Below are 25707 nucleotides of genomic sequence, written 5' to 3' on the forward strand. Positions count from 1 at the left end.
TAACGTTGAGCAGGGCAACGACGACTCTGTTACTTAAGACTAATTACGTTGATACTTAGCCGGGATACTGAACGGAAAACCGGGGTCTTTATCGATCAATTCAACCTTGTTATGTTTAATCTGAATAAGCGTCTGATAGAACTGCCCGTCGGCCTGTGACTGATAATCGAGTGTGACCAGGCTGGAATACGGGAACAGGAAGTTGTTCAGCATATTGAAGTCTTCATAATCCAGCCGAAGGGCATTTTTGGTGGGCTGTTCGGTTACCATCAGCCGTTTCAACTTCCGGTCATTTTCGCCGATATAGTTCTCTACCAGCACCTTACCGGCGCTTTGGCGAAGCAGCAAATAATCGCGCTCCTTTTTGATCTTTTGGGCCGGGCGTTTCGGAAGCGGCAGATTTCCGACAATTAATGCCTGCAGCAAATCGAAGTTCATGTCGAAATTGAACTGACGGCTCAGCGTTGGGAAATCATAGACTGCATACCGACGTTCCAGCTTATCCATGATTTCTACCGAATCGCGGGTGATCAGGGCCCGTACAGCTTCAATACCTAATTTAGAAATGCTGATCCAGATGAGGCTGTCTTTGCGAACGCGCAGGTTCAGGTTCGCATTGCTGATATCCTGAGTCTTATTCTTGAAAGACAACTTTGATTTGGCCGTCAGGTACGTGAAGTCAATCTCTGCCACGTTGGCGCGGGCTTCGTCGATACCGGGGCGGGCCAGTGTGGTGCTGGCTATCGGAGCCGTTGTGGTGACGGCATCTGGCGGCGCAGGGTTGGTTGTGGTTGGTTGTGGCTGGCTAATTGCCACCGTATCGGCCGAAAGAGTGGCAGCGGGCGGGGTATTTTTTATGCGCTGACGATGGCAACCGGCCTGTAAAACCAGGGTGCTTGCCAGCAAGGCATACAACAGAACTCTATTCATATAATTTTCCGCCCGCAATTTTCTGGTCGAGCCGATCGCTGGCTTCGCCTTTTTGCCGGGCTAATTTCCACTGTTCAAGTGCTTTGGCTTTATCGCCCAACTGGAACAAAACATCACCGTAATGTTCCAGAATTGTTCCGCTGACATGCTCAGGATCTGACTGTATGGCTTTCTCCAGGAATTTCTTTGCGCCCGCGTAATCTTTCATGACGTACAACACCCAGGCGTGCGTGTCCAGGTACGTTGCATTGGTTGGGTGCAACTCTGCCAATTTTGTCGACATGGTCTTTGCCCTCGGCAAGTTTTCCTTACGTAACGACAGGAAGTAGCTGTAGTTGTTCAGCACCCGGTCGTTGATAGGATCGGCCTTCAGCGCCGCTTCATACGCTTCATCTGAGTGAACATAGTCGCGAATGCCGTTGTAAGCATCGCCCAACTCCCCGTTGATTTCAACCAGTAATTTACCGTTAGAACCTGCCAACAGTTTCCGGCTCTCCTCCAGAGCATCTACCGCCTCTTGATAGCGACGCTTGTACAGGTTTGCCGACCCGTTTGAATACCAGAGTAATCCTTGGTTAGGAAACACTTCCAGTGCTTTTTCCGTGTGAACAAGAATGCTGTCAACCTGCGCCAGTTCGCCGTCTAGTTGCACAATGGCTCCCCAAACCTCATAGGTAGACGGGTCGAGGCGGGCGGCGCGTACGTAGGCATCGCGGGCTTCGGCTTTCTGCCCCTGTTGCATCAGCAGGTCGGCCAGCATGACCTGGGCTTTGGCGTCGTTCGGGCTCTGGCGAGTTAGCTCCTGCGCCATTTTCAGGGCGTCCTGTTTGGCGGCGGGGCTATCACCCGACGTACCTACGTAGCTCGATAAGATCCGGGCTTTCAGACCCGCTTCCAGGTTTGGGTTGGCAAATACCTTTTGTATCGCCTGATTTGATTTGTCGAGGTTGCCTTGTTTACGATAAATATCAGCCAGCATCATGTTGGCTTGTGGATTGTCGGGGCTGAGTTTCAGGGCGCGTTCCAGCCAAGTAGTGGCAAGCGGCACGCGGTCATTGGCCATCAGCAACTCGGCACCTTCGACCAGAAATTCAGGGTCGGCCGGTTCGGAGGCAATCAACTTTTCGGCCTCTTCAATGGCTTTGTCTACTTTGTTCTGCTTCAGGTAAATACGTTGCTTCTGGTGGGTGATCTCTTCGTTCAGGCCCATTGCCTTCTCTACGCGGTCGTAGGTAGCCAGTGCCTTGTCGGGTTTGTCGTCGAAGAGATAGATGGCGGCCAGTTCAACCCCATATTCGATTGTTTCGGATCCTTTCGCCAGCAGACTTTCGTAGAGTTCTTCCGCTTCGGGGTAGCGCTTCTGCTTCACATACAGTTCGGCCACCTGCAGCAGGTAATACGCGTTATTCTTGTCGAGTTGATAGGCTTTCTGGGCGTAGGGAAGTGCTTCGGTCGTTTTGCCCGCCTTAATCATGGCCGACGCCAGGGCATACTGCGTGGCGGCATTGGCCGGGTTCTTGGCCACCATTTTTTCGAGGGCTGTGATTGCCTTCGTTGGTTCATCAACGAGCAGGAACCGGTAGGCATCGGTAAACTCGGTTTCCTCGGCAACGGCCTTATCTGACTTCACCGCCGGTTGAGCAATGGCCCCATTGTCGATGGCAGTCACGGGTGTCGGCTGGCTGAGTGCCGGGACAGTCTTGCGTTGGGCCAGTGTCGTAGCGGGCAGGGAAAGACACAAGCCAACCAGCAGGGAAGGCCACAGTTTTCGTACTCCGGCGAAAGGCAGAGTAAGTGGGCTACAGGATGTGAAAATCAACGGCATAACGAGTAAATACACTATCAACGCCCCGGTCTAGTCTGGTATTGCTGGAAAACGGTATAGGCAAGGTAAACAAATGTACAGCCAAACCCGCAAACTACCTTTCCCTTAACTGGTTCTGTGAGCAAACGCCGTACCAGCACCACAAGTAGCTAGCCTGTGGCCCATGCCTTTCCACAGAAGCCCGATGGCTGTTCTATCTCCGCTGCTCCTATGACCACCTTTCGTTTTCTATGCCTGGGCATGCTGCTTCTGCCGACATTGGTAAAAAGCCAGTCATTCTTTGATTCGAATCTGCCCATTCTGCTGATCGATACCCGCGGTGGAACGATTGTAGATGACCCGAAAATTGTGGCCGAGATGCGTGTCATTGACAATGGCAACGGCAAACGTAATGTCATCACAGACAAGGCTTCGTTTAGCAGCGTCATCGGCATTGAACTGCGCGGAGCCTCGTCGCAGGTGCTTTTCCCGAAGAAACCATACGGTATTGAGCTGCGCGATTCAACAGGCGTAAACTCTGTAACAAAATCTGTGTTGGGTATGCCCGCTGAGAGCGATTGGGTATTGAACGCAACTTATAACGACAAAACGCTGGTGCGCGAAACGCTGACCTATGATTTTTACCGCAAGATGAGCCCATACTACGCGTCACGCTTCAGGTACTGCGAACTGGTGCTGAACGGCGAATACCGGGGAATCTACATCCTGATGGAGCGGCTAAAGCGGGATAAGAACCGGGTGAACATTTCCAGTATCAAGAAAACCGATATTACGGGCGATGCCGTTACGGGGGGCTATATTCTGAAGATTGATAAAACGGAAGGTTCCCCTTCAGTTACCTGGACATCGCCCTATTCTGCGGGCTCATCGCGGGTGCCGGTTCGTATCCAGATTGATCGGCCTAAGCCGGAAGACCTGGCCCCCGAGCAAATTCAGTATATAACCAGGTACGTTACTGATTTCGAAAATGCACTGAATGGACCTGATTTTGCGGATCCCGACAAGGGGTTCAGGAAGTTTGCTGATGAGGACTCGTTCATCGATTACCTGTTACTGACCGAAATCTGCCGGAACGTAGATGGATATCGGTTAAGCGCCTATTTCTATAAAGACCGGGATTCTAAAAATCCTAAAATCGTGATGGGCCCTATCTGGGATTATAACCTGACCTATGGAAATGCCGACTACTGCAACGGGAATAGCTACACCGGATGGGCCTTCGATTTTAATACCGTTTGCCCGCAAGACGTTTACTCCATTCCGTTCTGGTGGAAACGGATGCTACAGGACCTCACCTTCGGCAAGAAGGTAAAAGCAAAGTATAAAGCCCTGCGGCAGACAGTGCTGACGCCCCAGCGATTAGGCGCTTTCGTCGATTCAACAACGACGCTGGTGACAGAAGCCCGAATCCGCAACTTTACGAAGTGGCCGGTCATTGGCGTCTATGTGTGGCCAAACGGTTACGTTGGCTCAACTTACCAGAAAGAAGTAGATTACCTGAAAGACTGGATTACGCAACGCCTGGGCTGGATGGATGTGGCCATCGAGCAATTTGGCATGGCTCCGCTGGCTACTGAACCCAGTGCGTTACGTTTGGGACCAAACCCGTCTATTGGTGATGTGCTGGTGACTCTCCCGCTTCCCGACCCTACCGACGTAGCCTTGACGTTGACTGATATGCAGGGGCTTTCCGTCTATCAGGTACGTTGGCCTAATCAGTCCGCAGGTACGTTCGAGCGAACGCTGTCTGCCCATCAGTTCACCCGTGGGCCAGGTACGTATGTGCTAACCGTGACCACGCAAAGCGGGCCGGTATCGAAGGTGATTGTGCGGTATTGAGGTATCTGTTCTGATACCGAACGATCACAGATGCTCAATTTTAAGTTCTACGCGCCGGTTTTTTGCTTTCTCTGGCGAGTCATTTGAAACAATTGGCTGATCTGGTCCGTAGCCTGCCGTTTTAGTGCGACCAGCCTCGATTCCTTGCCGAATCAGGTAGCTTTTGCAGGCAGCGGCCCGTGCTTTAGACAACGTTAGATTCAGGTTGCGCGACCCTTCGTTTGAGGTGTGGCCCGACAATTCTATAGTTACCGTCTCATGAGACTGCATCCAGGCCACCACTTTATCCAGTTCCGCTCTTCCGGCTGGTAATAAGTCGCTGCGACTTTGTTCAAACTGAATATTCTCCAGAACAATCCGGTCACCTTCGCGCATGGGCGTGTTCCCTAGCACAACAGATGCACTGGTTCTAAGCACCGGAACTGGTTTCAGATAGACAACCAGAGACTGGCAGTCTGACAAGCGTTTTATTTCGGTCTCCAGGCTGTCAGGCATATAATTCGGCGCCTCGGTGATCAGACTGATGTAGCGGCCGGCAGTAAGGTTAAGGAGCGAGAATCGCCCTTCCCGATCGGTAACAAGTTGCTGGCTTCCCACGGTCAATGTGGCTCCGGTGATGGCAGTTCGCTTGTCTGCATCGACAACGAGCCCGCAGATGCGTTGATACTGAGGTGTAGGCACGGGAGCCACCACAGACGGTTTAGGAGTGGGAGAAATTGGTATTACTGCGGGTACTGTTTTAGACTGCTGCGCCATAACCGGGTGTTCTTCTGGTGCGTAACCTGTTGTGTCGTACGGAACGTTAGATAGTGCCAGCCGCTGTGCCCCGGTATTGGCCGGAACGGCAACATCATCAGTAAAATCTAACTCAACGGTTGATAATCCTTCCGGAACATACAATTGAACAACTGTTCGGCTGTAGCCTGCCGGAAAATAGCGGATATAATATCCATCAGGATGTTTAGACCATCGCCCACGGCGTACGTCGGGATTATCGACAAGGGCCGGGCCTGCCAGCATGGCCAGTTGTTCTATATCCTGGAAACTGCTCTGCGCCTGACCAATTAATTCACGAATCTGATGTTCGGCACTAAATATACTGCGCAGACTGGCGGTTATTTCTGGCGAATCGATTAGTGACAGAGCAATGCCCATAAGGGCCTGTTTGTTTAGCCGAAGCAATTGCGAAGGAGTCAGCAGGGTAGTAGCTACCCCAACCAGTTCACTATTCATTGTGCTGAAGTCACTACGGGCAATAATAGCCCACAGCAGGAGCTGTACCTGGTGTTGATCTATTTCGCTATGCCGGGCCGACTCGGCCAGTACCGTTGCAACGATGTCTTTTTGGCGACCCAGTAGTGGAGCATACAGGTAGCCATCGCCGTTACTGGGCGCGTGAGTACCCGCCCTGATGCAATAACTTCGGCTACGGAGTTCGTAAAAACCGGGCGTCAGGATGTACCCACCTGTTGCAGATCGAGGGCGGCGGTGAATCGGGCGGAACGTTTGGTCATTACCAAACGAATCGTTTAAGTCTATCCGCTTATCTGCATCGCGTATACTGGTCGTTATCGGCTCATTTTTAATCCACCTGTTCACCACACCCTTCCCCAAAAGGCTATTGAATGTAGCACTAAGATCATTGCTCGTTTGGGCAGTGGCCGTACCTGATAAAAGTATGGCCAGCGACAGCCAGCTTAACCGGAGGTAGCTTAGTCGTATCATTCATTCCGGGGCTATCGGGAGGAGCGCGAGGGTGAATTCTGGGTAATAATCTCGTAAAACAGCCAGGCGAGCAGGCCTACATTGGCCGATTTTACCAGATAGAATACCGGCTGAGGCAGCAATTCCATTGCGCCGATAAATAGCTCTGCCACAAAACCCACCACAACCGCTGTAACAAGCGGCTGGTTGACCGTGCGTCGTAGTCCCCAGATGTCAATAAAAGTTATCATTATGCCAATCGCTTCCAGAATTCCTGTTAGCCAGGTTGCAACTGAAGCTGTGAAGCCAGTAATGACGAAAGGCAGCAAGCCTATCAGCTTCGTCAGAAGCAGCAGACTTGCTCCGCGACGTACCCACGTGAGCTGATAGAGCCGCCCCACCTGTAATAAACCCCAATACATGACAATTTTGCATCCGTATACAAAAACGGCACCCGCAAAACCCAGTTTTACGAGCAGAAACAGGTAAGAAACGGCCGAGCCGGCCATGGCGCCCAGTGCCGCTATGGTCAGGTCATTTGTGAGTGTGCCGCTCAGGAAAAAGCCTGACCTGGCTGTGGCACTGGGCGCATTGGCTGTGTGCGATTCGCTGGCTGGTATCATGGCTGAATAGGCGTGGTTTTACCGTTGATCGTAACGTTGCCGGAAAGCTGCTCAACACCGTATGTCTCAGCTGGGCTAATAAAATCGAGTTGTACGTATACTGGCTGGTTACTGCCCGATGCACTGACGCTACCCTGCACTTTGTACCTACCCGCTTTTTGCGTTTCGGTAGTTGCATTCGACAGCTCAATGTCAAGTGGGCCCCCGTTCAGGATTACTCCGGATGAATGCTGGTAGTTCTGAAAATACAGTTTGCCGCCAACACGTGGTGTACCCCCAAAAATGAGCGCGCCTAATCCAGCACCAACATCACGGAGCTCAACGCTGCCTTCGTTGTTCCTGCCATCTTTAGTGAAGATAAGGGTCATATTTTTCAGCCCTTTATCATCATGAAAAACGCTCATCAGCCCGTCGCCGATAGCCGTAGCAATGGAAGCGGGCTGGTTGGCCACCCACCCGCCGGTAATGGCTTTGATGCCCGCCATCAACAAAATAAGGCAGGCGAAAATGAAGACTGGCCGGGGTACCTGGCTGTTTGTAACCCAGTGCCCAATGGTACTGGTGGTGGTTTTATCCTGCTCCATTGGTATCAGTAGCCTTGCTCGGCTTTACGTTGATCATAATATTGCTGGTCTTCGGCTTTTTTCTGTTCGCGTGCATCGTTCATGTCCTGCTCTCTCTGGTCTCGTTCATCGGCCCGGCGTTGTTCGTCTTCTTTCCAGTATCGTTCCTGATTTTGCTGGTCAGACGCCTGTTGATTGGCTTTGGCATCCTCCACCTCACGCTGGTTTCGGGCAGCCGATCCACCACCGCTAAACAGATTGAGCAGTGAGCCTGCAAGCCCCCACACATTGGCGTTTTCTTCGGCTACAGGCCTGAACCCACCAGACTGCCCAGCCAACTGCGCATTGGCCGTTTCCTGCGATCGGCCGCCCAATGTCCATAGTTTAACGAGGAGTAACCCCGTAAGTAGCAACAAACTAATCCGAAACCGGGCATTGCTTCCCGTTGTTGTTTGATGGCTGTCGTTCATGCCTTTCTGAGGAAATAGTTAGTGACAGTAAGAGGTGTTACAGACCATCTGGAACGATAGACGTAATACGTCCCTGTTCTGGCTTGCTGGCCGTGGCTGCCAGACGGAAATTGGTAATTCGTTCAGAAAACCCGTCGCTATCCTTAAACGCTCGCCCTGTATTGATGGGGATTAATTCATTGTTAGGGTCGCCGTAATCTTCCAGCATAAACAGCGTAGACTCCAGGTTACGAATGCCGGTAGTCGTTAACTCGCCGGAATACACTTCTACTGTGCGGCTACGGGTCGTATTCGTTGTGCGCTTAGTCTCAAGGATGACAAACAAGGAGAAGAAATTGCCATTTCCTGCCAGGTACGTTCCCTGACCGGTGGATGTAGCCGCTACGCTGCCGGTGCTTTTACTGATCGACTTTGTATCAAGTGAAGCAGTTAGGTTTGCACTGTTTTGTGCGTATACCTTAATCTTGTAATCGTTGAAGCCATCTGGTTTAACTGGTTCATTTGGAACGCTACTCTTCGTCATATAAAGCGGGGCGAGGAGGTAGGCTCCTTCAATGTTGGGCGGGTTACGTCCTTCGTAAATGGTGACACCCAATTCGCGGACTTTCGCAATGGTTTCTGCCGGAACAAGACGGAGAATATCCGTACTGAAATCATACCCGGATGGTTGAATGACTTCCCGTTTTATGGTGCAACCGGCCAGGAAGATCAGTAACCCTCCGATGCAGAGTAAGTATTTAATTTTCATGTTGTTAGCGTGGTTAATGTATTAGAGCGAAAAGCCAAGGCCGAGTTTCAGACCGGCGTAGTTCATGGCCGGAACACCATACTGTTTGTCCCAGGTTGCTTTTTGGTGTACCCGGTAAAATAGCCCTGCATCAAACCAGACCCGTTTTTTGTGGTCAGTGGTGTAGCCTAGTGTACCCCCTAAACTCGTTTGCAGGCCGGTAAACCTCTCCCGCACGTCGTCGAAACCAGCATTGATTGTCAGTAGGTTGATGCCCCCTTCCGGCATCAGGTAAACCGCCTTCGTGATGTATACCGGAATGGTAACCGAGAGTGGAATCTGGGTTGCATCACTGTTATACCGACGAATTACCGGGCCATCCGAGCTTGTTTTGTACTCAACCAGGGTCGACCAGCGCCAGTAGCCCGTTTGTAAGCCGACACTAATTCGGTTCGAGAGGCGGTATCCAGCCAATAGATTACCACCAAAGCCGAGCACATGAGCATAACCAATTGTTTTGCTGGTCCAGGCTGGGTTTTCTCCCAGCATATAGCCTGCACCGGCCTGTATAACCAGATACAGTGGTGATACCCGTTTTTGCCGGATTTGTGCCGCAGGCGCAGCCGATACCGGCGGTGTACTCTCTTTTGGCGGCGGCGGACAGTCGAGTAGTTTAACCCGATTGTCAGCATAAATGAGCTTCAGCACTTTATCGCAAGGCAACTCAAGTAAGGGGGTGTTCTCGTCGATTTTGTAGAGTACCGATTGGGTTTGTTCATTCAGATAGACCAGTGCCGCCGGAATGATCTGCCCGTCGCGGAGGTAAATTTTGGTTATCTGCCCGTTATCCAGCCCCACAAACTGCATCTCAACACGTCGGTTCAGTGTACGGCCAGCATCGGTCGTGTTAGGTGCCACCGGGTGCCCTTCGCCATAGCCCCGAAACGTAACCCGTTTGGCGGTGACCATACCCGCTCCAACAAGCCGATTGCGGACAGCCTGCGCCCGGTTCTGCGATAACGTCAGGTTACGTTGTGGTGGACCAACATTATCAGTGTGTCCCCCGATTTCGAGCATAACCGCCGGAATTTTATTCAGTACACCAGCAATAGTGTCCAGATAAGCGGCACTGCTAGCGGTCAGCACAAACGAATTGGTTTCGAAATTGATATCCTGAAGTTTGATTTTCACCCCTTTAAGCGTTGGTTGATTTCGGAGCGAATCCAGAATCAATCGAAGCGTGGTGGTTGCCGGTACTGTTGTGTCAGCCAGCATACTGGCGGCGAAAACGGGCTTGATAACCGGTTTTGCTACAGCAGGAGCAAGCAGGAACGTACCTACCAGCAGGTATAGAAAAAGTTTGATCATAAACGGGTAGAGATAGAATGCAGATAGCCAGCTTAGTTGGGCCGAAACCATACAGCTTCGGCCCGAACAGGTATTACTGTTTTTTAAGATCAGTGAATTTGCCGTAGACAGACAGTGTGTAATTGCCAATGCCCGAGCTATTACGATCTGGTTCAATCGTGATTTTGTACTGACCCTTCCGTACGTCCTTCAGGATGTAGTTATAGTTTTCGTAGAATGAATTGGCGGCCACTTGCGTACCGTTTGGATCAGCCAGATAGATCGCACCTCGTATATCTGGCGACCGCAGCGAAATGTCCAGAATCGTGTTGTCGGTAGTTACATTTACCGTGTATACCGTTGGCGCGTTCTTACCACGATAGGTATCCGCAATAGTCGACGACTCAAATACGTACTGCTTCAGGTTCTGAACCTGACCAAAAATGTCAAGTGTGTATGTTCCGATAGCATCACGGCTACCTGAACTTGCCCATAAGCCATACACGCCTTTGTTGAGCTTGTTGATTAAATACCGGGGTGTGCCAACAAAGGAATTGCGATCAACCTCTGCGCCGGAAGGGCCGATAAGCGTTAGCCATACAGGCATTTGTGCCGACTGCATGTTTATGTCTGTAACGGAATTGTCGGCTGTGACTTCAAATGTGTAATAATGGTTCCGGGGCGTGAAAACGGTTCCACCTCCCCCTTCCGGCCCGAATGAAATATTGGCTGCTCGTCCATTCAGCGCCGGTATGCGGGTAAACTCTGAACCAAACCCGCGGCCCTTGAGTACGTAATTACCAATGTCGTACCGCTGACCTGAACAAACCATGACCGTGTAGGTACCAGCGTTCACGACAATATCACCGGTTTGATTTCGACCAAAACCAGACCGATTGACCTCCTGACCAAGCGGATTGTAGATGTAAAACCCTACGTTAACATCTGACGAGGTCAGAGAAAGGGATATTGGCTGGTTGTTGGTGGCTACGTCGAACGTGTAGAAATGGTTACGGGGTGTATACTCGTTACCTCCCCCGGTACCGTCGGTGGTGTTCCATCTTCCTGTTATCTCTTTAACCACTGGTATCGTTACCGTCACGGTTACGTCAGCGCTGACGGTGGGCCAGTTACCATCTGTTACGGATAGTGAAAAAACATACGTACCCAGCAGATCCGGCGTAAATTCGGCAATGGGGCTGGTGGCATTCGTGATGGTCGCTGCGCTGCCCGTTGGTTTCGATTTGATCGTCCACAGGTAGGTTAGTTTATCGCCGTCGGGGTCACTTGTTTTTGAGCCATCCAGGGTCACTTTTCGACCGGTTGATACGGTAGACGATACACCGGCATTAACCACTGGGGGCTTGCCCGGTATGGCAACCGTAACAGTTATTTCGCTTGACGTAGACAAACCACCCGAGGCGGTAACTGTTAGCACCAGCACATACGTACCTGGTTTGTCGGGTACAAAACCTGCTGTCAGGCTGGTTGGATTTGTAATAGTTGCCTTACTTCCGTCGGGTTGGCTTTTGATTGTCCACTTATAGGTCAGTGCCTGTCCCTGCGGGTCAGTTGATCCGCTGCCATCCAGCACAACCGAACTGCCCAGCGTTGCGCTCGTAGTAGTTGTAGCTACTTTAACGACCGGAGGCTGAGGAGGCGCAGGTTTGTCGGTCTGTTTGCAACTGGTAAACAGGGCAGCCAGTAGCACAAACGTGTAGATTAATGATGGACTTACCCATTTCATTATACGAAATACTACTGATGGGTTGCCTGAGTGAAAACTATTGATCGGCGTCATAGCTAACGTTTTTTGAGAATTGATAGAAGAAATAATGGTGTGGATAGAAACGGCATCAATCAGCTTGTTAGCTGAGCGGTATGGGCAAAGTACCTTGATACATGCCTCAGAATCAATCAAGGTTTTTGACCTTTTTTACTAGTAAAAACCTTGATTGCTAGCCTGATATATCTGGTTGGAATAGTCAGAAATGGGTTACAGTGGTTGGGGTACGTTGTTTCAGTAGCCGGTCTGTCACATCCTTTACCAGTGTGCGGGCAAAGCGAAGCCATATACCCCGGCGCGAACCCACATAGAGTTGAAGTGTGGCCGTAACCTCGCCCACAGTAACCCGGTCTTCATAAATCAGCATTGGTAACACGTTGCGCTGCGCCTGCTGAATTTTTTGTACGAAAGAGCCACCCAGAATAAACGGCCGGCCTGTTTTGAGGGCGTCGCGGAGCATAGCGGCAAAAAATACCAGTCGATGAATTTCACGGAATGGCGATCGGTATTTCTTGAACCATATGGCTCCTATTTCTACCAGGTCGTTCTCGCACAGGTGAAGCGAAGCCAGCGATCGATCTTTGGCGGCCTCGCCCGGAGCTATAAAATAGCGGTGAGGTGGCACATCATTGATCACGTATCCGCCCAGATACACATCGGGCCGCGCCGTAAGAACGACAACTGTCACTTGCCGAACGCGCTGTAGATAGTCGGCAGATACTGTGACACCCAGAGAAGCAAGTTTGTAATCGGCACTGAACCGGGCCAATTCGGCAGGGGTCGTCAATTGTTTGGTTGTGAACATGGCAATCGAGGGATTTGGTCTCGATTTGCCCTTCACGTCATTTCGGAAAAGGTATACACGCACTCGAAAAAAAAACGGGATGTCGTGGCTGACATCCCGTTTTTTACCTGCTACCAATACAAGCTATACCTCATTCAACCAGCACGAATGCCGCCCATATGGTTGGGTCGTCTACCTGCTTTTGCATATCGAGTTGTGCTGTCTTAAACGCCGAGCGTACGTCTTGACCTGCCTTCAGGTACGTATAGAAAAAGGTCATAAGTTGCTGGGTACGTATGTCATCAACGGGCCATAGGCTCATCAATAGTTTCTCGACTCCCGCCAGTCTGAACGATCGTTGCAGTCCGAATACACCTTCTGCGCCCCGAAGGTCCCCGAGGGCCGTTTCACACGCACTAAGTACAACAAGGCGAGTTTGGCTCAGGTCCTGATCAGCTACTTCATACGCTGTTAATACGCCGTCATCGCCTTCGGGCAATTGAGTACCTGTTTGCCAAAGTCTGTTGGCACCTGCCATAGCCAACCCCGAGCGCATAAGTGCCTTGTCTATACCACCAGGTGATTTATTCTCTGACTCTGCCGGAATAAACAGACCATGGGTGGCCAGATGCAGAATAGCTGGTGAGTTGCCAGAGAACTGCCTGAATCGCTTCTCTGATGCATCAGTACCAATAGTTAGTACTGACTGGGGCAAAAGCCGATGAATCGCGGTCACTTCCTGTCTGGTTGCGTCGAGGTAAGGAAACGGGATTAGGTTACTCGTTTGAATTGCTTTTTGCAGGTACGTGTCCGATTCTTTTGCATCCTTGTTGTTGCCACTGGCCGACGTACCTGCGGGCTCATACCTGATGCCTCCCAAAAGAGCTACAGACATACCCGATTGCCAGCGTAATGGCCTTATTCCCTGGGCAATCTGCCGGGTACTAAACAGTTGGTAGAGCTCATGCCGGCTATTGAGGTAACGTTTACTCGCGGGTGTTTTCGCCGTTGTTCCGGGTAATGGTATGGCCGCAAACGCTACCCGGTGCAGGAGGCCATCTGCCGAAAAGTAGACGCGATTGACGCCTTCAACTAATTTCTCAATGGGCTGCCACACCAATCTGTACAGCGAGTCGCCATAGGTGATGGTGCCAAACCGTGGGCCACGACTGGTATAGAGCGCTGTGGGCGTTTCACTATCAGCCAGCAACTGCCTGAGCTGACTTTCTTTACCAAGCCTCACAAAACGCGGGTAGGTGTAGCCAGGGCGAATGACCATGGCGGCATAAAGAATGCTATCGCCATTGTAATTTGCAGTAGCTATATATGCATTGTATCGAACAAAAGTTACGCTAGCCTGAGCCGGTGCGAGCTTGCGTTGTATATGCTTCCAGTCTAATTGTGTACGTACCCTAAGGTCGTTGTATACGCTCGACAACCGGGCTAATTGCCGTTCGACAAGGTCAACTTCAGCAGACAGGGTAGTTTGCTGCTGAGTTGACGAACCGATTATCTGCCTTTTTAAGTCAACAGATTGATTATAAAGCCGAACAAGCGATGTATCGCCACTTTTTCGAATCACGTTTCGAAGTTGGCGCGCATCATCGAGCAATAAACCGTTCATGTATAGAGCGGCATTATAACTTAACTGCTGCATTAGTGAGTCTTCATCATGCTCGATTATAGACGAAGTAAATGAGATCGTATTGTTGAAAATAAGTGCTCCGTCTTTTGCATATAACTCCTTTTGTTTTTCTGAAATAAAACCGAAATTTTTCGCCTGAATGTGTTGCACGATATCAATAGCTTCACTCAGCAACGGAGCCACAAGTTTATGTTTGCCCATTGTCATATACAGCGAAGATAGATCATTCTCGGAACGAGCTACAAGTATGTCTTTGGCTAAACCTATTTCTTTGGTAATTCTCAGCGCTTCTAATCGGTGTTCGGCCGAGCGGGTGTATGTTGTGGAATCCTGCCTGTAAAGACTCGCTATCATGTTATGAACAATCGCAACTGGCATACTCGTTGGGCCAAATTGTGCTTTCGCTAGCGCCAATGAGGTCTTGAATGATATATCGGCCATCTGATGTTTACCTAGCCTCACATAGGCCTGGCCTCGATCTGTCTTAAGACGCCACAACGAAGGATGTTTGCCCTCAAACCAGTGGGCAATAAATGCCTCAGCATCCGTAATTTCAGCTAGTATTTCGTCTGTATATCCTAAAATGCCTAATTCTGGTACCATGTTTAGCACGGCAGAAATATAGCCGGGATGAGCCGCTTTTTTATAGTAAGAAATCGCTTTCCTGAAAAATATAAGCGACTGTTCGGGGTCATTTAATCGACCATATACGCCACCTAATCCATTATTAATTGCAGCATCAAGTTCTTTGTATTGACCATTAAAATTAGTAGTAAGCAGCTTGTTCGCTTTGTCGAAAAATTGAAGCGCTTCCCCTGGTTGGTCCATGTCGAGATATGTATCACCTGCTGTAATTAACGTAGCTATCTGGCCCGGATCGTTTGGGTAGTGGTCATAGATCGCCAGCGCTTCATTCAATATGAATACTGCCTTTGACGCACGTTGTGATTTCTGGTATAAAGCTCCTTTTTGTGAAAGAAAAAAAGCGGTCAAAACTGGCTGGTCTGCGTATTTTTCCGTTGCTACTTTAAGGCCAAAATCAATCATTTTTTCGGCTTGGTCGAAGTCGTTGGAAGCTATAGCGTTCTGTATCTGGCTATTCAGCGTTTTTAATCCCTGCGCCTTCAGGCTGACAGGCTTGACCACAACCAGCAGGAGTGTCAGGGCTAGTATTCGTACCATCTGATTCATAAACGTTTAGTGTTTAGGGGCAGCTACCCAGAACTGAAACAGGCCGGTACCTGCCTCGTTGAGCAGTAACGACTGGGCTGGACTGCCCCGAAGCCGGGAAGCTACCAGTATGGATAAGGGATGATGCTCAGCGCCGACATCTGAACGGGCACCTCGGGTTTGAACCGTTGCTTTGAGGGCAACGGGTGTGCGTGACAGTAGCAGTTTATACGTTTCCAGACCCATCGGCGGAGTGATTTCACGCATTGGAAACGAACGGCTTTCGCCCGGTTTTAGTCCTAATGAAGCAGCCGGATACCTGTTATTGGGGATTCCTACAGAAATGCCAGCATCGGGCAGAATGTCGATTAATGAAAAATAAAACGGCGACGTACCTACATTGCTGACCGTGAGCCAGGCCTGCTGATCGGTGCGCAAAACCGGCAATCCATTCAGTAACTCGATGGGTAACCGTGTCTGGATGGTGTCACGATTGGGGTAAAGCCGCACTGGAACCAACTCAACGGCTACCTGCATTGCCGGATTTATGATGTCCATGTCGCGTAGCCAGTTAGCTTGTGCGTGCGCCTTCACGCGGGTTGCCAGAGTAGCTGTTTCCGTAACCGGGAATCGCTCGATCAATAGCCCGTCTGTTGCCTGGTAAAGCCCAATCCATTGTTCGTTAGAACGAATCAGCCAGTCGGCCCCGTCGTTAACTAATTGAATGCCGGGTACTTGTTGCAGCACCATGTTGAGTTCCTGCCGTTGCCTTGCGTTGCTGAATCCGAACAGGGTAACGCGGGCCGACCCTGGCTGAAGAGCCTGGGTTGCCAGGTCTGTTTGAATCGTTATTGAATCATGATCTGGCACAGGATTAAGCAGTTCAATAACTGATTCTAGCGGTGTTGCCTGAACTACCTGACCTGTCAGTAGCTGTGGGGCGTCGTCGCCGCGGCTTAGTTTGACCGAAATAGTTGACCCCTTCGTGTAACCCAGGATCATGCCTTTCATGAGCCGAAACCGTTTCGTGGCCTCCAGTTTAACGCGGGTCAACAGGCTGGGAATGACAAGGTCACCACCCAGTAATAGGGCTGTCGAATCGCCTTCTATTGTAGGATTCTGCAGGGTCAGCTTGCGTTTTAGCTGTTGTTTAATCTGCCCGAATAAGGTCAGGTACGTTGTCTGATCATTGATCGACTGCATGGCCTTATTAAAAAAGAGCGACACTGGGCCTACCCACTGGTTGTCGTCATCACGGATCTCGTATTGCTTTTGGCTGGCCTGTGCGCCAGAAATCATGACAACGTTACCGACTGGTCGGGCTGTTCGGGTTGTTGACTTGGGGCGATCGAACCAGCCTGATCCTGGTTCGTTGATTGGAAAGGCCGTGCGTCCGATGTTGTCTGTCCGGATACGGGCCTGCCCTCGAGACAGGCTTCCCGAATGGCAGGCGTCGATTAAAATGAGTACGTGTCCCTGTTTCCCCAGCACATTGCGAAGCCGGTCAAGGTATTCCCCCAGTTCATCATCACGAATCAGCAGGTTTGATCGATTATAGGCGGCAGTAGTTGGGAGCGGAGCATCGTAGGGAACCAGGGCTTCATCTTTTTGATCCAGGGTCTCATCGCCGTTCTGATCTGGCAATTGTGTACCATGTCCACCATAATGAATGATGACTTTATCGCCTGGTTTGCAGTGGTTTATCAGATCGCCAAGCGCTTTTCGAATGGCTTTTGCGCTGGCCTGGCGATCCTGCAGAATGAGCACATCTGTAAACGCCTGCTGCTGCAGCGTCTGGGTCATCCAGTAGCGGTCGCGGGCGGTGTGCAGGCTGTCGCGCCCTGGCGGGTAATGGCCTATCTCGATTAGTAATGCCCGCTTTGTGGCCCATGCCAGCTCGGTGGCACAAAGCACAAGTAGCCCTGTCAGCAACACATATCTGATCATACCCGTCAGCGTAGTTTTTCCAACACGTCAGTGGCCCATTCTCTGTATGGGTGCGTATTATTGTCACTAATAACCTGTAGTGTTTGCCGGGCTTTTGTGGTATCGCCGGTTTTGAGGTAAGCCAGTGCTATGTACCAGTCGGCTCGTTGCCGCAGACTGAGATCGGGCGACTGGCTGACGCTACTGAGCGCAGGTATGGCGTCGTTTGGGCGGCTCATAGCCAGAAGGGTTATGCCCCGGTAGTAGGAAACAAGGCCTAGCGAGTCGGGGGGAATGCTGGTCAGCAGACGAAGTGCTTCCGGGTAGTGTTCAGCATAATACTCGGCGCGGGCCGCTGCCAGACCGGCTGGCTGAACAGCATCTTCACGTGCGTTGGGTTCTGGTTCATAATACGCCATAAACGCCTGTTCAGGCGTGAGCGTTTGCGTAGATTGATACCAGAAGAAGCCACCGGTAAACGCCAGGCATAGCAGCACAAATGCGCTGGCATACCGAACCGTTCGGCGAAGTCGCTGCTGCCTGCCAATGCCGGTTCGCATGGCGGCTAGCTGGCGTTGCATGACCACCGCATCCAGCCCATCCTGAATCTGTTGTTGGATATCAACTTCCTGTCTAAGCTCAGCGTCCTGGTTCATACGTTCCATGAAAACCTGCCGTTCAGTGGGGCTCATCCGTTTGTTCAGATAAGCGTCTATTTCATTGAATAAGTCGTTGGAAAGGTCCATTTGCGCTTCGTTTGCTAGGATGAAGTAGACTCACCACTAACCGATGTAGTTGAATCACCGGTATTGTTTCCTGTTGCTCTGTTTGGCCGAATCAGAATATTCAATTTAAGCAGTTCAGCTTTCAACTCGATCCGGCATCGGTAAACGCCAGTTTTAACTGATTTAGGGTCGATTTTCAATTCGCTGGCAATCTCATCGTACGATAACCCCATTCGCGACAGGAGCAATTTTTGCTGACAGGTAACTGAAAGGGTGGCCAGCGCCCGCTCGACTGCTTCATTAATAAGCATGTACTCAAGCTCCGATTCAACCTGTATGCCTGCCTGTGCCAATACTGGCTGAAGATCATCGGCGTGGAGTAAAGGCATTTGCAAGTCTTTCTTCAGGTACGTTGTGAGCCGGAATCGAACACCCAGTTTAATATAATTGGCCATATGCGGTTCATCGGTCAATCGTAATTTTCCGGTATTGATCCGCTGGTGCATCGTTACAAAAACCCGATCCAGCGCTTCGGCAGCCCGCTCTTCATCGCGCAGTTTAAATCGTCGCGCTTCAGACGAAGCCACCTTAAGGTAACGGTCATACAAACACTGGAAAGCCCGGTTACGAATCAGCTCGTTTGAATTGCCCACGGCCTCATGTAGTTCCTGAAATGTACTAAACCGGGCACAGGGCTTCGTGTCGCCAACGAGCAATGCCCGGATCCGATCGAAATAAAAGCGGGCCGAACGATCAATAGGTTTCGAGGGCATAAACAAACAGCATCACACTATCATCAGGTAAATGCGGCCATAAAATTGCCGCATTAAGAAAGGCCAGTCAATAAAGGGAACCTTTATAAACAGCCATTGTATGGGCTTGATCGTTTGATTGTTTTGTATTTTTCGGATGTTTCTTCCACTCCCGTTATGTTCGTCCGTTTCCTTTGTCTTGTTCTGTCAACAGGACTGCTTCATTGTGCATCCGCGCAGTCGCCGCCATTACTCCGAGTTAATGAATCGGCAACGATATATCCACTTGGCAGGTTTGTGGAGTATTTGGAAGATTCTTCAGGTACGTTGTCGATAGCCGACGTTCGGGCTTCCCATCAGTTTGTGCAGAGTAAAAAGCTGATACCGTCGTTTGGTTTTTCAAAATCAGTCTACTGGTTCCATTGTCGGTTTATAGCCAACCCGGTAGCTACAGATCTGCGGTGGCTACTCGAACTGGGTTATTCGCACTTTCGAACGGCCGACCTGTACGTGTTCAATCAGGCTGGTCAGCAAATAGGGCAGATACTGGCCGGGAATAGCCGGGGTGAGGCACATCGACCGTTAGCAACCCACAATTATGTATTTCCGCTACGGCTGGCTGCAGGTCAGGAAGTACATCTTTATCTGCGTTGCGATGGTATGGCGAGCAAACTATTTCCGCTGACCCTTTATGAGCAGGATGCTTTTTATAATGCTGCTCAGACTACATCGCTCTGGTTGGGTTTTTACTTTGGTTTTCTGGCCATTACAATTCTTTATCACCTGCTGCTCTTCTTCTACAATCAGACGAAAAGCTACCTTCTTTTCAGTGCGTATCTATCGGCTTACCTGCTTAACGAATTGCTTCGGGGAAACGGCAATTACATTGAACGGTTGGTGCTGGTGTACCATCCCTTCTGGCAGGAGCACGTGGTTTCCCTGCTCAACGGGGTGATTGTTCTGGTCAGTGTGCTCGGCTTGCGATTCTACAGCATGGGCCTGAAACTGGAAACCGCTGGTTGGATGTACAAACTATTACGCTGGATGCAGGCTATTAACCTGTTGATTTATAGTTTGTTATTAACTGGAATGTTTCCGGTTTCGTATTCGTTGTTCTTCAATTTCACGGTACCTCTATTCGCTTATCTGACCGTGTTGCTTATTAGTCTGGTCAGAATCGTAGAAGGTTACCGACCTGCCTGGTACTACTTTCTGGCTACGCTAATTCTGTTCGCTGGCGTTCTGATAGTCATGTGTGAACGATCGGGCTGGCTGGAAGGAACGAATTTCTGGCAGCATAATGCCATTCAGGTGGCGTCGATTATTGAGATTCTGCTGCTATCACTGGGTTTCGCCGAAGGAATCAGGGCAGAGCGGAAACGCAGGAAGATGGAACTGGAAGTATCCAACCTGGCTGGCCGAAAGTCGGAGCGCGAATGGCTGTCTATAGTATTGCACACCTCGTTTGGGACCACCTTGTCGACCATGTTGTTTGGACTGAGTCAATTGGAGTGGAAACGGTTGACGGAGACCAATTTAAACCTGCTGGTGAACCTGAAAAAACAGCTCGATAACTCATTGGATGAACTCCGTATTCTGGCTCGTAGTTTGCCGCCAACGCTACTTGACGAACAGGGGTTGCCCGTTGCTCTCAAGACCCTGATCACGAATTATAATACGCGAAACCAAGTGCAGTTTCATTTTAATACAGACGGCAACGAAAGGCGGCTGGAGGCCAGGCAGGAGTTTGAGCTGTACCTGATCGGTCTGGAACTGGTCAATAACGTAATGCGTCATGCCGAGGCCACTTCGGCATGGCTCGACCTGATTTGGGGCCAGCACGATGATTCGTTGACTATTCGAATGCGGGATAACGGCAAAGGTTTTGCCGATAATAGTTCTGGCGGTGGCTATGGCTTGGAGAGTATCCGCCGTATTGTTCAGCACAACCTCGATGGGTCTGTTGAGGCCACCAATGGGCCAGCTGGCGGAGCCCTGGTTACGGTGCGTGTTCAATTGCCGCAACTTGCCAAGTTGAATAGGGTTAAGGCTAGATATAGCCCAGTTCGGCAGCTTTTCGGAGTAGTTCGTTCGTACTTTTAACGCCTAGTTTTTCCTTAATGTGGTGAACGTGAGAGTCGTAGGTATTGGTATTTTTTATCAACAGATCTTTCACAATGTCGGCCCGTTTCATGCCAAGATCAATCCGGTTAAGAATTTCTTTCTCGCGCGGGGTGAGTCTGGGCAGGCCATTTTTATTGATATTGATCAGCACATCTTTCACATCATTACTGAAGACCCGTTCGCCTTGCTCGGCTTTCAGCAAAAAATCAACCAGTTCGTCTTTCGTAATCTGTTTACTCAGGTAGCCGTCAAGCCCCAACTGATTCGCTTCCTGAATAAGCAATGCATTCTGGCTGGCACTTGTCAGCAATACGATTCTCAGGTTGGGGTATGTCTGTTTCAGCCGCTTTGCCAGGCTAAGGTCAGTTACTTCGTTACCCAGAATCAGATCGAGAAGCAACAGGTCGGGTTGCTGGTATTTTAGTTTTTCCCAAAGTTGGGCGACAGTAGAAACCGAACCGATAATCTGAATGGTTGGATGCCCCACAAAGGCTCTAGACATCAGGTCTGTCCAGAGCGGTAAGTCATCAACTAAAAGCACCTTGAACATACTAAGTGGGTCATTAAGAACAGGCTACAAAGAAATTGAATGCATCTATATACTTTCATTTATTATCTGACAGGCACGCTCACCAGCCGATTATATCCAATAAAGATATGATCAGAAAAGTCGGTTTCAACGGTGTTGGTAGACTGGTGATCGGTTTTGGCTCAACTCAACAATCAGCATACGCCAGGCGTAGTTCGCGCTGGGTCACTCTGCCGTCCAGTGTCTTCACGGCGCCAGTTAAACTGAGTGGGCGTTCAGTGCCGAAGGTGCTGTAGATCAACGAGAGTTTGTCGGCCGATACAACTACTTCGATGGGCAACGACCCTTCACGAATGCAAATGGCCAGGTGATTCTCTACTGTCTGCGGCGATATACCCCGCGCTGTGGCAATGTCGGAGATGGACTTTCCCGATAGAAACAACGTGAGCGTCGCTTCATGTGCGGCTGCGCTGGGTACGTTAGGCTGAGCACGTTGGGGCTGGTCCCGAGCTACGCCCACACGGCTGGCGTTACCGTAGCCTGCGCTGGCATAGTCGGGGTTGTTTCGGATGATGTGGAGCAGTTCATCGCCAATGCGCTTGGCCTTAGCCTTGCCTAATCCTTTGATCTTAGCGAGTTGCTCAATGGTTTCGGGACGAACACGCTCTATCTCCGTCAGCGTTTGCTGGGACATGATCTGATAGGCCATGGCGTTATGTTCCGAGGCCATGTTGTTGCGCCATTTCATCAACTCGAAATACAACGCGCTCGGCTTCGACTCATCACGGCGCCCAGCCGCTCCCCGCTGCCGGGCGCCGATGGCTGGCGCTGTGGCCTGTTTCCGGGCGGGTACAAAATCGAGTTCGGCGCGGTTGCGGGCTTCACCATAGCGCAGGGCATCGAACCCATCGCGGCATTTGGCGAAGGTGGCCAGGTTGACGACCAACGCTTTTTCGGTATCGTCGAGGTATTCGAGCAGGGCTGTTCGTACCTGTTTATTGTCCGATTCGGTGGGCAGCGCACGAAGCTTGGGCAGTAGCTCGTCGGTAAGCAGGTTGTGGAAATACACGCTGGCATTGCGTATACGTACCTGAAGAGCCTCGTTGGCCTCGGGCAGCGGCTCCTGTGCAAAGTATTCGGGCAACTGCTTCTGGAACCGGTGGGCCATCAGCCGGGCTTTGTCGGTGAGTATTGCGGCCAGTTCGGTTAGCTCGGGCATCAGGTTCATCGGCAGGCTTCGGGCCGAATCGCCCACGACTTTCCGGGTACGTCCCAGCCAGTAAGCCGCCTGTTCAAACGAGAACAGATCGTACAGCCGCTGTTCCTGATTCACCCGTTTGGCGCTTTGGAAGTGTTGCTCGGTGGGGGTACGTTCCTGCACATCGGCATGGAACCGCTCCAGGTTGTATTCGGTCTTGATGCTGCTGGCCGGAATGGGCGTTTGTAGCACCAGCCCTTCCAGCGTTTTACACCGGCTCAGCGCCACATACACCTGCCCATGGGCGAAGGCTTTCCCGGCGTCGATAATGGCCCGCTCGAAGGTCAGACCCTGGCTTTTATGAACGGTAATGGCCCAGGCCAGCCGCAGCGGAAACTGCATGAACGAGCCGATGATATCGCTTTTGATCGCCTTGGTAGTTGGGTCGAGCGTGTAGCGGATATTCTGCCATTCAACCGGACCGGTCACAATGCTCATGGCCTCGCCGGGGCATTTCACTTCGATGTAATCTTCTCCGAACGCGATGATCCGGCCAATTTTGCCATTGTAGAACAGCTTGTCGCGCGAGACGTCATTTTTGATAAACATCACCTGCGCGCCCACTTTCAGCTCAAGCTTATGCTCGGTGGGGTACATGTGTTCGGGGAAATCATCGAGAACGGTAGCTGTATAGGATCGAAGCGGCGATGATAGTTCGGCCAGTTTCCGGTTGTTGATCTGCTGAGCCGTGTTGTTGTGCGTCGACAGGGTGATGTACCCTGCTTCATCGTCGGGCGCAAAGTCGGGAATGTAGCGTTGATTCAGATCGGCAAGCCCTTTGGCGGTGATCGTTTTCTCGCGGATGCCGTTTAGCAGGTCGATGAAGCGCTGGTCGGATTGCCGGTAGATGTGCGTGAGTTCGATGGACACGTACTCAGTTTCCTGCAAGGCCTGACTGCTGAAAAAATAGCCGGTCTGGTAGTGCGGTTGCAACAACGCCCAATCGTCGTCGCGAATAACGGGCGGAAGCTGCTGCATGTCGCCGATCAGGAGCAACTGAACACCGCCAAAGGGCCGGTCGCCACCCCGGTACCGCCGCAACACCGCATCGATACCGTCGAGCACATCGGCCCGCACCATACTGATCTCATCGATTACAAGCAGATCGAGCGTACGGAGCAACTTGATTTTTTCGCTGTTGAATTTTCGGTTCAACTGCCCCTGATCGCCGGGAACAATAGGCCCGAATGGCAGTTGAAAGAGCGAGTGAATGGTAACGCCCCCCGCATTAATAGCCGCTACGCCCGTTGGGGCAACTACAACAAGTCGCTTGGCCGATAACTGCTTGATCTGGTGAAGAAACGTGGTTTTACCCGTACCTGCTTTTCCGGTAAGGAACACATTCTGGCTGGTATGCAGCACATAGTTATGCGCCAGATCGAGTCGTTCGTTTGGGATGTGGAGTTTAGTAGTCAAGTGCGTACGGTTGGTAACAGAAAATGCCGGTTGGCTCTATAAAGATAAATGGTACGCGGGTTATGACGGGTACGCGGATTATGGTGGGTACACGGATTTAAAGGATTAAACAGATTGACGCGAATTGTCGGATTTAAAATGGATTTGCTCTGCGTCAGTCTGTAATCCGCTTAAATCCAATAATCTGCGTCAATCTGTTTAAGCCTTTAAATCCCGTACCGTTTCCGCTTACCTATCAGTTCCATATTCTGGAAACAGATTCCTGTCTATAGACATTACAAGCTTTATCATATTTTTAAATAACTCATAATCAATAGTTTAATCTACTGGCATGCTATTCGTATTCTTCGTCTCCAAACAATCAGTTCATGGAAACGAAGAACAACCTATCCATTTTCATTGTCGACGACGATCCGTTCTGCGGACAGCTCTACGAACATCAGGTTCGTAACCTTGGCTACACCAATGTAACACTGTTCAACGATGGTCAGGAGTGCCTGAACCACTTGACGGATTCCCCCGATGTCATTTTTCTGGACTACCGGATGGAGCCGATGGATGGCCTGGCTATGCTGCGCAAGATCAAGCGGTTCAATCCTAACATCTATCTGGTCGTCATCTCGGGTCAGGAGGATTTGAACGTAGCCATCGACGTGCTTAAATATGGGGCGTTCGATTACATCATCAAAGGCGAGAACGACCTGGAGAAAATTGACGCTGTGCTGAAGAAAATCCGGCATGTGATGGCTCTGCTTCAACAGCGGCCAACCGGAAAAATTCAGAAGCTGTTGAGTTACCTGGGGGTCGCATGAGCCGGATCAGCACCTTGCCCGTTTTGATGTTCTTGCTCGCCGCTGTCGGGCTGTCGGGTTGCGCCTCGCAAAACCTGTTTCAGAAGCCCGTCACCACTAAAATCGACTCGGTCTTTTTAGGGCAGGCATCGTCGACGCAGTATGTTATCCGGAAAGATGACAAACTCAGTATCAGTATCTGGAATCATGACGACCTCAGCGTAGGCTCGCTCTACAGTATCTACAGCGCCAACGAGGTCTATGGCAAATGGGTGATGGTTGACCCCAACGGCGACGTACCCATTCCGAAAATCGGGAAGGTGAAACTGGCTGGCCTGACGCAATTGCAGGCCCGCGATCGATTACTGACCGAGTTCAGGAAATGGATTGTCGATCCGATCATCGATGTGAAGGTGCTGAACAAAGAGGTGACGATACTGGGCGAATTGAAAAACCCCGGCAAATTCCTGCTCGAAAAAGAAGCCAACTCGCTGATCGAGCTATTGGGCCGCGCGGGCGATTTCGATTTGTACGCCGATCGACAGGCGATTCAGGTGATCAGAACGATTGATAACCAGCCGCATACGATGAACATCGACTTAACAAGGATGGATCAGTTCGCTACAAGAAACATTCAGATTCTGCCCGGCGATGTGGTATACGTACCTGCCAAAAAAAGTAAGCTATGGGATAAGCGAGCCGGGCCAAGTGTGCTCCCCGTTGCCAGTGCCATCACCACGTTGCTGGTGCTATTCAAGTTTTTTATCTAATCA

The 25707-nt window shown here is 50.7% G+C and carries 20 protein-coding genes; 4 read left to right on the plus strand and 16 right to left on the minus strand.

From position 1 onward, the window contains the following. Nucleotides 1–39 precede the first annotated feature (39 nt). Both lolB1 and J2I46_RS13575 read right to left on the minus strand, forming a co-directional pair. A complete protein-coding gene (lolB1, locus tag J2I46_RS13570; protein ID WP_207329568.1) occupies nucleotides 40–930 on the minus strand; it encodes a lipoprotein insertase outer membrane protein LolB1 in 891 nt (296 codons plus the stop codon). Beyond that, on the minus strand, nucleotides 923–2755 hold the full coding sequence (locus J2I46_RS13575) for a tetratricopeptide repeat protein (protein WP_207329569.1): 1833 nt from the start codon (nucleotides 2753–2755) through the stop codon (nucleotides 923–925). The genes lolB1 and J2I46_RS13575 overlap by 8 nt, the downstream gene beginning before the upstream one ends. A 210-nt stretch (nucleotides 2756–2965) precedes the next feature. Between J2I46_RS13575 and J2I46_RS13580 the strand changes: the two genes are divergently transcribed. Further along, complete coding sequence (locus tag J2I46_RS13580) at nucleotides 2966–4594, plus strand: CotH kinase family protein (protein WP_229379743.1); 1629 nt, start codon at nucleotides 2966–2968, stop codon at nucleotides 4592–4594. A gap of 24 nt (nucleotides 4595–4618) precedes the next feature. On the opposite strand, the gene J2I46_RS13585 is transcribed toward J2I46_RS13580, so the two are convergent. From J2I46_RS13585 to J2I46_RS13640, 12 genes are all read right to left on the minus strand, one after another. Beyond that, entirely contained in the window at nucleotides 4619–6319 is a 1701-nt protein-coding gene (locus tag J2I46_RS13585) for an OmpA family protein (protein WP_207329570.1), read from the minus strand. An 11-nt stretch (nucleotides 6320–6330) separates the two neighbouring features. Then, on the minus strand, nucleotides 6331–6921 hold the full coding sequence (locus J2I46_RS13590; protein WP_207329571.1) for a hypothetical protein: 591 nt from the start codon (nucleotides 6919–6921) through the stop codon (nucleotides 6331–6333). Next, nucleotides 6918–7505, minus strand: a complete 588-nt coding sequence (locus J2I46_RS13595; RefSeq protein WP_207329572.1) for a hypothetical protein — start codon at nucleotides 7503–7505, stop codon at nucleotides 6918–6920. The genes J2I46_RS13590 and J2I46_RS13595 overlap by 4 nt, the downstream gene beginning before the upstream one ends. A gap of 5 nt (nucleotides 7506–7510) precedes the next feature. Next, entirely contained in the window at nucleotides 7511–7954 is a 444-nt protein-coding gene (locus J2I46_RS13600; protein ID WP_207329573.1) for a hypothetical protein, read from the minus strand. A gap of 37 nt (nucleotides 7955–7991) precedes the next feature. Next, nucleotides 7992–8702, minus strand: coding sequence for a hypothetical protein (locus tag J2I46_RS13605; protein ID WP_207329574.1), 711 nt, complete (start codon nucleotides 8700–8702; stop codon nucleotides 7992–7994). A gap of 21 nt (nucleotides 8703–8723) precedes the next feature. After that, entirely contained in the window at nucleotides 8724–10049 is a 1326-nt protein-coding gene (locus tag J2I46_RS13610) for an OmpA family protein (protein WP_207329575.1), read from the minus strand. Nucleotides 10050–10122: 73 nt separating this feature from the next. Next, nucleotides 10123–11775 carry a PKD domain-containing protein gene (locus J2I46_RS13615; RefSeq protein WP_207329576.1) on the minus strand — a complete coding sequence of 551 codons (1653 nt, stop codon included), beginning with the start codon at nucleotides 11773–11775 and terminating at the stop codon, nucleotides 10123–10125. 238 nt (nucleotides 11776–12013) lie between these two features. Further along, nucleotides 12014–12682: a hypothetical protein gene (locus tag J2I46_RS13620; RefSeq protein ID WP_207329577.1), complete on the minus strand. Its 669-nt coding sequence runs from the start codon at nucleotides 12680–12682 to the stop codon at nucleotides 12014–12016. 67 nt (nucleotides 12683–12749) lie between these two features. Then, a complete protein-coding gene (locus J2I46_RS13625; RefSeq protein WP_207329578.1) occupies nucleotides 12750–15434 on the minus strand; it encodes a CHAT domain-containing tetratricopeptide repeat protein in 2685 nt (894 codons plus the stop codon). Nucleotides 15435–15440: 6 nt separating this feature from the next. Then, nucleotides 15441–17360 (minus strand): caspase family protein, encoded by a 1920-nt coding sequence (locus tag J2I46_RS13630; protein WP_207329579.1) that lies wholly within the window; start codon nucleotides 17358–17360, stop codon nucleotides 15441–15443. Nucleotides 17361–17365: 5 nt separating this feature from the next. Then, nucleotides 17366–18085, minus strand: coding sequence for a tetratricopeptide repeat protein (locus J2I46_RS13635; protein WP_207329580.1), 720 nt, complete (start codon nucleotides 18083–18085; stop codon nucleotides 17366–17368). 14 nt (nucleotides 18086–18099) lie between these two features. Further along, a complete protein-coding gene (locus J2I46_RS13640) occupies nucleotides 18100–18837 on the minus strand; it encodes an RNA polymerase sigma factor (protein WP_207329581.1) in 738 nt (245 codons plus the stop codon). A gap of 276 nt (nucleotides 18838–19113) precedes the next feature. Between J2I46_RS13640 and J2I46_RS13645 the strand changes: the two genes are divergently transcribed. Further along, the gene (locus tag J2I46_RS13645; RefSeq protein WP_207329582.1) at nucleotides 19114–20919 is read left to right on the plus strand and encodes a sensor histidine kinase; all 1806 of its coding nucleotides are present in this window, start codon (nucleotides 19114–19116) and stop codon (nucleotides 20917–20919) included. Here the strand turns inward: J2I46_RS13645 and J2I46_RS13650 are convergent. Together J2I46_RS13650 and J2I46_RS33335 are read right to left on the minus strand one after the other, a co-directional pair. After that, nucleotides 20867–21490, minus strand: a complete 624-nt coding sequence (locus J2I46_RS13650; protein ID WP_207329583.1) for a response regulator transcription factor — start codon at nucleotides 21488–21490, stop codon at nucleotides 20867–20869. The two genes, J2I46_RS13645 and J2I46_RS13650, sit on opposite strands and share 53 nt — an antisense overlap. Before the next feature lie 166 nt (nucleotides 21491–21656). After that, complete coding sequence (locus J2I46_RS33335) at nucleotides 21657–24143, minus strand: HRDC domain-containing protein (RefSeq protein ID WP_310589027.1); 2487 nt, start codon at nucleotides 24141–24143, stop codon at nucleotides 21657–21659. Nucleotides 24144–24511: 368 nt separating this feature from the next. On the opposite strand from J2I46_RS33335, the gene J2I46_RS13660 reads away from it, so the two are divergent. Both J2I46_RS13660 and J2I46_RS13665 read left to right on the plus strand, forming a co-directional pair. After that, nucleotides 24512–24955 (plus strand): response regulator, encoded by a 444-nt coding sequence (locus J2I46_RS13660; RefSeq protein ID WP_207329584.1) that lies wholly within the window; start codon nucleotides 24512–24514, stop codon nucleotides 24953–24955. Continuing rightward, nucleotides 24952–25704, plus strand: coding sequence for a polysaccharide biosynthesis/export family protein (locus tag J2I46_RS13665; protein WP_207329585.1), 753 nt, complete (start codon nucleotides 24952–24954; stop codon nucleotides 25702–25704). Before J2I46_RS13660 ends, J2I46_RS13665 begins: the two co-directional genes overlap by 4 nt. The last annotated feature ends 3 nt before the right edge of the window (nucleotides 25705–25707 follow it).

The organism is Fibrella forsythiae, assembly GCF_017353175.1.
GTDB lineage: Bacteria > Bacteroidota > Bacteroidia > Cytophagales > Spirosomataceae > Fibrella > Fibrella forsythiae.